10 protein-coding genes and 1 tRNA gene are annotated in these 12,481 nt (G+C 36.4%); all 11 read right to left on the reverse strand.

What is annotated here, in order from left to right; genetic code table 11:
• Window positions 1–63: 63 nt before the first annotated feature.
• The 11 genes from JFU23_RS09310 to JFU23_RS30230 all read right to left on the reverse strand — a co-directional run bounded on the left by JFU23_RS09310 (window position 64) and on the right by JFU23_RS30230 (window position 12,472).
• Entirely contained in the window at window positions 64–2,418 is a 2,355-nt protein-coding gene (locus JFU23_RS09310; protein WP_002088642.1) for a sugar phosphate nucleotidyltransferase, read from the reverse strand.
• Between the two features lie 345 nt (window positions 2,419–2,763).
• Window positions 2,764–3,420 carry a phosphate signaling complex protein PhoU gene (gene phoU / locus JFU23_RS09315; RefSeq protein ID WP_002015145.1) on the reverse strand — a complete coding sequence of 219 codons (657 nt, stop codon included), beginning with the start codon at window positions 3,418–3,420 and terminating at the stop codon, window positions 2,764–2,766.
• A 161-nt stretch (window positions 3,421–3,581) separates the two neighbouring features.
• Entirely contained in the window at window positions 3,582–4,397 is an 816-nt protein-coding gene (gene pstB, locus JFU23_RS09320; RefSeq protein ID WP_002088644.1) for a phosphate ABC transporter ATP-binding protein, read from the reverse strand.
• Window positions 4,398–4,425: 28 nt separating this feature from the next.
• A complete protein-coding gene (pstA, locus tag JFU23_RS09325; RefSeq protein ID WP_002088645.1) occupies window positions 4,426–5,292 on the reverse strand; it encodes a phosphate ABC transporter permease PstA in 867 nt (288 codons plus the stop codon).
• 1 nt (window position 5,293) lies between these two features.
• On the reverse strand, window positions 5,294–6,244 hold the full coding sequence (pstC, locus tag JFU23_RS09330; protein WP_002088646.1) for a phosphate ABC transporter permease subunit PstC: 951 nt from the start codon (window positions 6,242–6,244) through the stop codon (window positions 5,294–5,296).
• Between the two features lie 27 nt (window positions 6,245–6,271).
• The gene (locus tag JFU23_RS09335) at window positions 6,272–7,189 is read right to left on the reverse strand and encodes a PstS family phosphate ABC transporter substrate-binding protein (protein WP_063218895.1); all 918 of its coding nucleotides are present in this window, start codon (window positions 7,187–7,189) and stop codon (window positions 6,272–6,274) included.
• Between the two features lie 521 nt (window positions 7,190–7,710).
• A complete protein-coding gene (locus JFU23_RS09340; protein ID WP_201031790.1) occupies window positions 7,711–9,837 on the reverse strand; it encodes a peptidoglycan D,D-transpeptidase FtsI family protein in 2,127 nt (708 codons plus the stop codon).
• A 109-nt stretch (window positions 9,838–9,946) separates the two neighbouring features.
• Window positions 9,947–11,224, reverse strand: a complete 1,278-nt coding sequence (locus tag JFU23_RS09345) for an MFS transporter (protein WP_201031791.1) — start codon at window positions 11,222–11,224, stop codon at window positions 9,947–9,949.
• A gap of 122 nt (window positions 11,225–11,346) precedes the next feature.
• Window positions 11,347–11,958, reverse strand: coding sequence for a superoxide dismutase [Mn] (sodA, locus tag JFU23_RS09350; RefSeq protein WP_001052029.1), 612 nt, complete (start codon window positions 11,956–11,958; stop codon window positions 11,347–11,349).
• Between the two features lie 220 nt (window positions 11,959–12,178).
• A tRNA-Ile gene (locus tag JFU23_RS09355) sits at window positions 12,179–12,252 on the reverse strand.
• 28 nt (window positions 12,253–12,280) lie between these two features.
• Entirely contained in the window at window positions 12,281–12,472 is a 192-nt protein-coding gene (locus tag JFU23_RS30230; protein ID WP_002034057.1) for a hypothetical protein, read from the reverse strand.
• Window positions 12,473–12,481 lie beyond the last annotated feature (9 nt).

Below are 12,481 nucleotides of genomic sequence, written 5' to 3' on the forward strand. Positions count from 1 at the left end.
TTCCCTCCAGTACTAATAACTTAAATCAGACTATACTATAATACCACTTTTAAAATAAAAATTCTACACCTTTTGATATTGTCTAATTTTTTCTATAAGATTTTTCATGTTTTCCCTTGCTATTACTGGGTTTCTAGCATGCGAATACACTAAAAATTTCGGTTGTTTTGTGTCAGAAACGATATAAGACCACTCTTTTTCGGTATATTTGAACTGTACTCCTTCAAATATACCTTCTTCCTTTCTTTCCATATCAGCCAATAATTTCCTCATTACTTTCCCTTTTTCATTCCATGAACATACAACTTCATCACAAAGTAGATAGAGCGGAGGTGATTGCTCTACTATGCTGAGAAATGTTTTTCCCTGCAATGCTATTAGCTCGAATAATTTTCCAATTCGATATAAAATATCTCGCTTCCATCTCGCTTGAAACGACTTTTTTTCATCCTGCGTATAAAATAGAAGGTAACATTCTCCTAATTTCAAAGACATCGGGTAAATATTTCCTGCCGATTCAAGTAATAAATCTGGAATATCTACCTCTTCAAAATCTGTTCCCTGGTAAATATTACTATGATTATCATATAACTCGAAATAATTTCCTTGCTCTGAAAACATAAGTGCCATATTTGCTTTACTTGATTTCATCAAGGCTTTCACATGATGCTTTTGTTCGCCCGCATAAATCCATGTAACTGTGCATCCGAGCCTTTGCAAAAAAATCATAAGTAAATGTTGTAACATATCATTTCTCTTATTAATAAGAAGATGAAACTTCTGTTTTTGTATCGTTTCAATATCAATACGCTCTAACACAGCTTCTACATAATTATTTGCAGAAACGTGAACTAGCTTATTTCGCCCCAGTTCTTTCTCAGAAGCGTAATAAAACGACTCAGACATATATACTTGTTCTATCTCTTTTTGCTGCTTATACGTTAAAAACGAGCCCTCCTTGCCATACAGTTGTATAACAATCCCTCTTTCGCTTTCCACTTGAACGAAAACTCCACCTGCACATTGCAAATTATGAATGGCATACTGAAAAAGCGACTCATTCATTTCTTTACATTCCATCGTATGAATCCCGCTGCCATGAATGGCATGGAGGAATAAATTTTTAAAGGAAGTTGTTTCTATATTTTCCTGACTTCCAATCAATATACTCTCCCCTTTGGCAAAAAGAGATCCATAAGCCATTGCAACTTTCACAATAAATTGAGGAGTAATTTCAACATTACCCCTTCCTACAATTCGGCTTTTTTGTAACCATCCTGCACTCTTTTCACTCTCTTTAACACCGGCAGAACCTACTATCGAATGACTATCTATCTCCTTATATGGCCATATTTTTCCTTTTTGCTTAATTACTGTACTTTTCCCTATATGACAATGATCCGCTACAATACTTTTTTGAAAAAGTGTAACATCATCTTCGACCATTGTATGATCTCCTATTGTTGTTTCTAACAACTCACAATTTTTTCCTATATGAGAATTTGCAAAAATGATGCTTTTTTGCAAATGAGAATAACTTGAAACGATACTATTTTTCCCGATAATAGAGTACGGTTCAATTACAGCCCCTGCACCAATCATTGCTCCTTCTCCAATAAAAGAAGGGCCATGAATTTTCGTCCCTTTTCCTATCGTTACACCTTCTCCCATCCACACCATCGGTAATACTTCTGTATATGGAATAGGCACCTTCAACTTTTTCGTCAACAAATCGAATTGAGCTTGCCGATATTGATCAAATGTACCAATATCTAGCCAATAGTCTTCTGATAAATATGCAAATAAAGCATTTTTATTTGCCAATAAAGGAAACACATCATGACTGAAATCCGAAAATTCCATGGATGGTATGTAAGAAAAGATTTCTGGCTCCATTATATAAATACCTGTATTCACAATATTAGAAACTACCTCATTCCAGCTCGGCTTTTCTATATATCGTATAATTTCTTGTTCTTTATTCATTACAACTAAGCCAAATGAGAGTGGATTTTCTACTTCTTTCACAAACATCGTTACCATTCTCTTCTTCTGTTCATGAAATGCAATTCCTTCTGATAATTGAAAGTCAGTTAGTGCATCCCCACTAATAACAACAAATGTTTCATCTAAAAAACTTTCCGCTTGCTTAATACTCCCTGCTGTTCCAAGCGGAGGAGAATCTTCAAAATAATACAAGTTAACTCCCCACTTACTACCATCACCAAAGTATTGCTTAATGGCAGTACTCATATATTGAACTGTAATTGCAATTTCACGAATACCATGCTGACGTAATAATTCAATATTATATTCAAGAACTGGTTTTTCTAACAATGGTAACATCGGTTTTGGAGTATTACATGTTAATGGTCTAAGGCGTCTCCCTTTTCCTCCAGCTAAAATAACCCCCTTCATATACTTCAGCCTCCACTTATATAATGTTCAAGAACTCCGTATATCATTTACCCCACATTAACTGCAGTAAAAGTCCGGTTTGGTACGATCTAACAATCAGCGAGAGACAGCCCCACTAATTAAAGCCTCACTTTATAAATAAATGTACCTTTTAACTCCCACCAAAAAGAAAGCGCTTACCATTAACTTGGTAAAATAATTAATAACACGTAACTAACATATATGTACTTATTTTTCCATTAATTATGATACATCTTATCATCATAGACTAAAGGAAACAACGAGCTTTTTTTGTCATGTTTTGACTAAAAAAAGCAGGTGATTTCTCATCACCTACTTTTCCCCCTACTCATTCAATAAATAATGCTTTCCTTTTACTACATAAAATACATTCTCGGCAATATTTGTAACATGGTCTGCTACACGCTCAATATATCTTGCAACAAAGGATAGTTGTGTAATTTGTGTAATCGCTTCTGGTTGTCCAGGGATAGATGAAATAAATTCACGAATCGCCTTCCCATAAATTTCATCAACTGAATCATCCATTTCAGCAATTTGTTTAGCAAAAGTTAAATTTTCTTGCTCATATGCTTCTAATGCTAAATTTAACATCTTATGAGCAATCTCAAACATTTCCTCAAGATTATGTAAACTAACAACCACTTCTTTTTCACCAAGACGAATTGTTGATTTCGCAATATTAACAGCATGGTCTGCAATACGTTCTAAATCTGTCGCTGTTTTAATTGAAATGAAAATTCTTCTTAAATCACTTGCTACAGGCTGCTGCTTTGTAATAAGCATAAGCGCAAGGTCATTTATTTCCTCTTCTAAATTATCCATGCGATAATCCCCATCAATGACTTCTAACGCTTTCTCTACATCCCTGTTGTGAAGACCTTCCATAGCAATCAATAAAGCTCCACTTGCTAACTCACCAAGCTCGATCACCTTTTGCTGTAACGTTTTTAAATCACATTGAAACTGTTCTCTTACCATCATTTCTTCCCCCTCAATATTATGTGCCATTATATATAAATCCCCTACCCAGCCTCTTGTACGTTTATTAAGCCTTGAGAAAAGAGAAATATTACTCCCCTATTTAAAATGAGAAATGCCCTCTGTTAAGAGGGCATTTACTCTTAGCCTTGCTAGCGATATCAACCAAATCGTCCTGTAATGTAGTCTTCTGTACGCTTATCTGCAGGTGTTGTAAATAATTTGTTCGTATCTGTATATTCCACAACTTCTCCACTTAAGAAGAAAGCAGTTTTATCTGAAATTCGTGCTGCTTGTTGCATGTTGTGCGTCACGATAACAATACTAAAATCTTTCTTTAACTCCTGAATTAATTCTTCTACTTTTGATGTTGAAATTGGATCTAGCGCCGATGTTGGCTCATCCATTAAAATTACGTCTGGCTCAATCGCTAAGCAGCGTGCGATGCATAGACGTTGTTGCTGACCACCAGATAAACCGTATGCATTATCATGCAAACGATCTTTTAACTCATCCCAAATAGCTGCGCCGCGCAAGCTATTTTCAACAATTTCATCAAGTGTTTTTTTGTCACGAACACCATGGATTTTCGGACCATATGCTACATTTTCATAAATAGATTTTGGGAATGGATTTGGCTTTTGGAACACCATACCCACATGCGTACGTAATTCTTCAACTGGATATGATTTATCAAATATGTTTCGTTCTCTATATTCGATAACGCCCGTAGTTCGAACGATAGGCACTAACTCTACCATACGATTTAGCGTTTTTAAGTATGTTGATTTCCCACAACCACTTGGACCGATAATCGCTGTTACTTCATTCTCATGAATACTTAAGTTGATATCTTTTAAAGCATGGTCTTCTCCGTACCATAAATTTAAATTTTTCGTATCAAATACTATTTTTTTTGGTGCTGTCTCAATCTTTTTCTCATTTTTCACCTGTACATTTACTACTGTTGCTACCATTTGAATTCCCCTTTCATCCACTTCCAACTTATTTTCGATTTCGTAACCATAAGACAAATATATTTATAAAGAGCAACAATCCTAGCAAAACAATCATCCCAGCTGCTGCTACATACTGAAATTCTTCTTGTGGTCTACTCATCCAATTAAAAATTTGAATTGGTAAAACCGTAAATCTATCAAACATACTGAACGGAACATAATTTGCAAAGGCAAGTGCCCCAATAACTAATAATGGTGCTGCCTCACCAATTGCTCTCGATACCGCTAACGTACATCCCGTTACAATCCCTGGCAAAGCGACTGGCAATACAATTTGATACATCGTTTGCCATTTCGTAGCACCTAATCCGTAAGAAGCCTCTAGTAATGAGCTCGGCACAGTTCTAATCGCTTCTTGACTAGCTACAACAACAGTTGGTAAGACGAGTAAACTCATCGTCAGTGCCGCTGCCATTATGCTCTCTCCCAAATGGAGAGCGTATACGAAAATAGTTAACCCGAGTAAACCAAACACAACGGAAGGTACCCCTGCTAATGTTTGATTATTTAATTCAATTAACTTTTTAAAAACGGACTCCTTCGCATAATGCTCTAAATAAAGAGCTGTCCCGACTCCAAATATAAAAGAGACTGGTATAACAATGCTCATAAATAGTATTGTTCCTGACAAAGCAGCGACAATCCCAGCTTCTCTCGGATTACGTGAGGCGAAGTTTGTAAAGAAATCTATTGAAAGATAACTTATACCTTTTTCAAAAATTTGAAAAAGCAATATAAAAAGTATTACTACCGAAAACAAAATTGCTATATAAAACAAACACTTGTAAATCCGATCCTTTAAAAAACGCGATGCCATATTTTCTTGTATGTTCTTATGGTTTAACATTCGCATATTATGTCAACCTCCTAAAACGGCGCATAATATATTGCGAAATGATATTCATAATAAAAGTAAACATAAATAACGTTGCACCTACAGCATACATGCTGTAATAAGTAATCGTTCCGTGCGGAGCATCACCTAAACTCACTTGTACAATATAGGCTGTTAATGTTTGAATAGAATGAGTCGGATCTATCGATACATTAGGTGTTGATCCAGCTGCAATAACAACAATCATCGTTTCACCAATTGCCCTGGAAGCTGCTAATATAATCGCTGCCATTATGCCCGTAAAAGCCGATGGAAACACCACTTGTTTTACCATCTCAAAACGAGTTGCTCCTAGCGCTAATGAGGCTTCTTTAATTCCTTTCGCTACAGCTCTCATCGCATCTTCAGAGAGAGACGCAATCGTCGGTATCATCATAAACCCTATAACAATACCTGGACTAATAGCATTAAAAAACTGCAAATCTGGTATAACTCGTTGTAAAAGTGGTGTGACAACTGTTAACGCGAAAAAACCATATACAATTGTCGGGATGCCTGCTAGTAGCTCTAACAACGGTTTTAATATTTTCCGAGCGCCATTCGAAGCGTATTCGCTTAAAAACACGGCACAACCTAAACCAATAGGAATTGCTACGAACATGGCAATTGCTGTTACAAGGATTGTTCCACATATAAGTGGTAATATACCGAATTTTGGATCTTCAAAAAAAGGTAACCATTCCTTCTCTGTCAAAAAAGAATACAATGATATCTTTTGAAAAAACATGATTGTTTCATTTGCCAACGTAATAATAATTCCAAGTGTCGTTACAATGGAAACGCTAGCAATAGCTTTTAGTATTAACGGAACAATTCGATTGATTCGTTGCGTTTTTTTTCTTCTATTTGTATTTCTCTCAATCAAATGTTGTACAGAAAATGTAATTTGACTTTTGTCATTATGAGCCAAAGATGAAAACCCCTTTCCACCCTGACATTACCTTTTTATTTCTGTTAACATTCGCAGCTGTTCATTATATTTTTCTTTTGGTAATTTTACATATCCGACCTCTTCAGCAAGGCTTCCAACATGCTTAATCATAAACTCCATATAATTTGCTACATTAATTTTATTTCTGATAGATGCATGATTCACATACGTAAATAGCGGTCTAGATAATGGCTTATACGTACCCGACTGAATGGTCTCTTTCGTTGGAAATACACCATCCACCTGTATTGCTTTTACCTTATCTCGATTGGCCATATAATAAGCATATCCTACAAAAGCAATGGCATTTCTATCATTCATAACCCCTTGCATAATAACTTGATCGTCTTCAGACAAAGAAACCGTTTTTACAAGGCGATTATTTTGTAAGACAACATTTTGGAAATAATCATAAGTACCAGAGTCTACGCCTGGCGCATAAAATTTAACTTGTTCACGAGGCCATGATGAATGAATTTGTGACCATCGTTTCAATCTTCCATTTTCACTCCATAATAGACGTAACTCGTCTATCGTCATATTGTTTACCCACGTATTTTGACGATTCACAACAATCGTTAGACCGTCATAAGCAACCTCAAATGGTGTAAATTGAATGGATTTTTTCTGCATTGCATTTTCTTCTACCGGTTTCATCAATCTCGAAGCATTGTTTATATCTACTTCTCCTTTACTGAAACGATTAAATCCTCCCCCTGTCCCAGAAATACTAATAGAAATTTTCACGTTTGGATGGGCCTTTGTATATTCCTCTGCTACTGCCTCTATAATGGGGAAAACCGTTGAGGATCCATCAACTCTCACTTCTCCCATTTCATTTGTAGCGAATGCAGTAGACATATTAAAACAAAGGAAACATGTCGATAATGTCAAAACTTTAATCGATGCGCTCATCCATTTCACGTGTTCTTCCTCCTAGAAGTAACCGGAAATAACAGGATTACAGATATAAGAATACTGCTAAACTATTAATTCGGTTTTAATTATTTGTAAAAGTTTTGTAAAGTCCCACAAAAACAACTGTATACACATACTTTATTTTCACTTTTGTACTTTAGATGCAGGAAATTTTCTAATCATCCATAAAGCGAAACTTTAATCAGTGGGGGTTTTGTTCATCCCCACTGATTATTAGCCTTCACCAATCGGGCGTTTACGGGCAGCAGGGCTCCCACCTAACTTCTTTGCTCCAGCTGAATTTTGAGGTGGGAGTTTTACCGCCCTCAAACGCGGGATAAAACTGCTATCGCCTATCACACACAACAAACTTAGAGCGTATGCACTAATCTTGTTGTGTTCATCGTTTTTGAAACTACATGTTTTTTTCAATATTTTATGCTTGTCCACATTTACTAAACCATATGCGTAAGGCATAAAAAAAAGCACACTATCTTTTCAGATAGTGTGCTTTTTTTACAACTTTTTTATTCATCATCTTGATTTTTATTTTTTTTCGCTTTTTCATCTTGCGGAGCTTCACCAGTTAATGCTTGTTTTTTCAAATCAAAGTAAGCGTCCATTATTTCACGACTGATATATCCATTAATCCCTGTTTTATCATCATGTACCCATGGCACAACAACAGAAAATGCTACTTCTGGATCTTCGAGCGGGGCATAACCTACTAATGTTAAGTTATATGTTTCAACACGCTCACCCTTTGCATTTCTACCAATCTCTTTATCTCCGCCATATACAGTTTGAGCTGTACCTGTTTTCCCAGCGGCTTTATATGGTGCACCTGCAAAGTATTTTGTAGCTGTACCACCTGTATCGTTAAACACTTGTCTAAATCCTTCTTGAACACGTTTAATTTGTGATTCAGGCATATCAACACGATTTAATACTTTCGGTTCCATGGATTGAACCACTTTTCCAACTTCCTCTGGCTTCGCCGATGGCTGACGAATTTCCTTTACAACTTGTGGTTGCATACGGTATCCACCATTTGCAATCGTCGAAATATATTGCGCTAATTGAAGCGGTGTATACGTATCATACTGCCCGATTGATAAATCTAATAAGAAACCTGGTTGATTTCCTTTACCTATTTGACCAGCAGTTTCATTTGGCAAATCAATGCCTGTTTTCACACCAAGTCCAAACTGACCAAAATAGTAACGCATAGTATCGAACGCACTTTTCGGAATATCTAACGTACCGCCTCGTACATATGGAACCCCAGCGATATTCATCGCTGTTTTAAACATATAAACGTTTGAAGACTGTTTTAACGCTGTAAGGTCATTAATATACCCCATCTGTTTCCAAGATGACTTCGTAGGTGTCCCTTTTAATTTAATTGGTTCATCTAACTGTACAGATCCAGGTTGAATCGCACCAGTTTGATACCCCGTAAGTACTGTCGCACCTTTTACAGTTGAACCCATCGGATAAGAACTTGTCATCGTTCCTAATGCAAAATCCTCTACTTTCGTTTCGCCGTCTTTGTTCACTAATTGTTTCCCCGCCATAGATAAAACTTCACCATTTTTCGGGTTCATCATTACAACGAATGCACGGTCTAAAAGAGGTTCGCTCCCTTTAAAACTCATTAAGTTTTTTGTAAGAATTTCTTCTACGCGCTTTTGTAATTTCATATCAATCGTTAAATTCAGATCGTTACCTCGTTGTCCTTGTGACACATTAATAGTTTCTAAAATATTACCGTCTTTATCTGTAACATTTCTAACTTCAGCTTTTGTGCCGTGTAAACTATCTTCGTACTGTTGCTCAAGGTAACTTTTTCCTACGCGATCGTTACGATTATAATCACGAACAAGATAGTGATCTAATCTTTCTCTCGGTAACCCTTCATCAGAAGAAGTTACACCACCAAGTACACTTCGGAACATATCGTCATACTTATATTTTCGCTCCCAGTCAACATTTGTATCTACACCTGGTAATTTCGCTAAATTTTCACTAATAATCGCGTATTCTTCCGGTGTTGCATTTTTTTTAACGATTTGCGGCGTCATTGCATATCCGCTTTCCATCTTGCTTTTGATCGCCAATATTTCTAAATCTTTTGCTGACAATTGATTAATCTCTTCTTCTGTTACACGATTTCGTTGACGTTCATCTAGTTCTTTATCGTCAATTTTATTCACTTTAAACTCTTCACGATCTTTTTTTGTGATTTTTGCTTCTGCTTCTTCTTTATGTAAAGCAAGCCAATAATCTTTCTTATCGCGATCTGTTAACTTATCTGTTGGGACTTCAATTAAATCTGCTAACTTTTTCGCCGTCTCTAAGCGATCTGCTGCAGTTGATCCCTTCATTTTTGTAAATGTAATTGTACGAATAGGCTCATTATCTACGACCGCTTCTCCATTACGATCAAATATTTTCCCGCGTGGTACAGGATTACTTATCGTTGAGTTTTCTTTTTTCTCAACTTCATTTTTATATTCCTCACCACGAACAATTTGTACGTATCCAAGCCTTACAATAACCGCGGAGAACATTAAAAACACGCAAAAAAACAACACGTTTAACCGAAAAGGAACGTGGGTCTTTTTCTTTTGTTGTTTCTGCTTCTTGCTCATACAAACCCCCTCTACCAACAGCTATGTAATGTGAAAGGGACACCTTCATAAAGGTGCCCTCACTGCTGTCTTACATCTTTTTCTATTCTAGCATAAAACACGCGATAAGTTAACCTTCTGGTTCAGTTTGATTCTGCGTGCTTCCTTGCGCTACAACACTGGTTTTGTTCACATTCCCCTCATCATATTTGACATTTTTAACTGCAAAATAAATAAGAAAATGTCCAGCTCCTAAAATACATAGTAAGAAAGGTAAACTTTTTTCAGGCGGAAAAAATATGACAGCACATAAAAAACTTAAAATGGAACAAATTCTTCCGGCATTTAACCATAATTCCCTGACCACTATATATTCTACACGCCATTCTCTCGCCTGTTTTGCTCTACCAATTACATCGTATGTCATTGAGCCGTACGGAACGAGTAAAATCGGATATGCAACCGCAATACATGCTGCATAAATAAGTAATTTCGTATATGTAACATTAAAAATAACTAAAAATACGACCGCATATAAAATAATGCCACCAAGTAAAATTGCTTTTTTTCGCCATTCTTTCTTTAACATACGAGCAACTAAATAATAGCATACAAATGATACTGCAGAATTCACTAAACTATATTTCCCTAGTGCTAACTCGCTACCAGATGCTAAATAGACATATACCGAAATAACGAAAATAAACGTTCCCTCTCTCAAACCTTGGAAGAAATGAGCGCGCGTAATTCTTCCCCAGTTTTCATCAACTTGCCGCTCTTTCAATACTTGCACAATTTCATAGCGTCCTTCACATTCCCTCTTCGATAAAAAAAAGCTTAGAACGACTGCAACCGCAAATAGCATTAACGAGAGGAAGAAAACGATAGTATAACCACTCCATTTTTCCATACGTGAAATTGTATATCCTGCTGCTATCGGTCCAATCATTCCAGAGAACGATGTAAGAAGTCCTAGAAAACCGTTAAAAAAATCTCTTGTTTCTGGTTCTGTAATCTCAAATGTTAACAAGTTAAAAGCGAGCCAATAAAAACCATAACCAACTCCTAAAAGGGCTCCCATTAATAAAATATAGTGAGATGCACTTTTTCCCGCTACTAAAACGACGATAAAAAAAACAGCTAACGTGCCTACACCGATTCTCAATAAAATCGAGCGATCAATACGTTTCGCTAATTTCCCGCCCACAAGAAATGTTAGAGGCTGCAATACAACGCTGGCCAAATTATACAAGCCCAGATTCACATAATTTTGTGTTTGCTTCCATAAATAAATGTTTACAAACGTATTCGATAAAGAAATTGCGAGCGTGTATAAACCTCCTATAACGAGCAATAATACTAAATCCCGATTCACTTCAACATCACCGATTACATGTTTCCACTTCATACACAACTCTCCTTTACTTCATGTTCTAGTCTTCCAAAGACAAGCTCAATTATGTAAAAGGAGAACATAGAAAAAAGCTAGGAGAAAACCCCCTAGCTTTTTTCTAGCTGTATTAACTTTAATTATTTTGCTTCTTGGTAAAGTTTTTCAGCAACGTTCCAATCTACAACGTTCCAGAATGCACCGATGTAGTCAGGACGACGGTTTTGGTAATTTAAGTAGTAAGCATGCTCCCAAACATCTAAACCGATAACTGGAGTTTTACCTTCAGTTAGAGGAGAATCTTGGTTTGGAGTGCTTGTTACTTCTAACTCACCATTGTTTACTACTAACCAAGCCCAACCAGAACCGAAGCGAGTTGCGCCAGCTTTTGCGAATTCTGCTTTGAATGCATCGAAGCTACCGAATTTCGCTTCAATCGCAGTTGCAAGTTCGCCTACTGGTTGTCCCCCACCGTTTGGAGATAGGATTGTCCAGAAGAATGTATGGTTAGCATGTCCGCCACCATTGTTACGTACTGCTGTACGGATTGCTTCAGGTACTTCGTTTAAGTTTGCAACTAATTCTTCAACGCTTTTGTCAGCTAATTCTGCATGACCTTCTAAAGCAGCGTTTAAGTTTGTAATATACGTGTTGTGATGTTTTGTATGATGGATGTTCATTGTTTCTTTATCAAAGTGAGGTTCTAAAGCATCATACGCATAAGGTAAATTTGGTAATTCGTGTTTTGCCATTGTTATATTCCTCCCGGTTTATGTATTGTCACTTAAGTGACATACAACTTCATTCTACCCTAATTGCCATAGGGTGCAAACAAATAAATCGCTTTGTCTTGCTATCATTAAAGTAGCAAAATTCCCACTTCTTTTCAATTAAAATGCTCATATATTCCGAAAAAAAGCTTCCTTCTACAAGGAAGCTTCCTGCTGACATAATAAACATATGAAATGGATATGGACCCTGTAGGACTCGAACCTACGACCGGACGGTTATGAGCCGTCTGCTCTAACCAACTGAGCTAAGGGTCCACGATTATATATGTACCATTAAAAATAACTAAATTCCAATCGGATATATCGTTTGAAAAATGTAAGATAAATTTACCATATACGAAAGAAAAGTGTCAATTGTATTTTTCTCTACTAAAAGAAGTAAATTAATAAGAAGGAATTTAGTCCTCTCTACTATATGTAAATATAATATATCTTGAGCTTCTCTAGATTCGTACGTTACAATGATTTTATACATACATAAAGG

The sequence above is a fragment of the Bacillus sp. TH50 genome, assembly GCF_016650565.1.
GTDB lineage: Bacteria > Bacillota > Bacilli > Bacillales > Bacillaceae_G > Bacillus_A > Bacillus_A mycoides.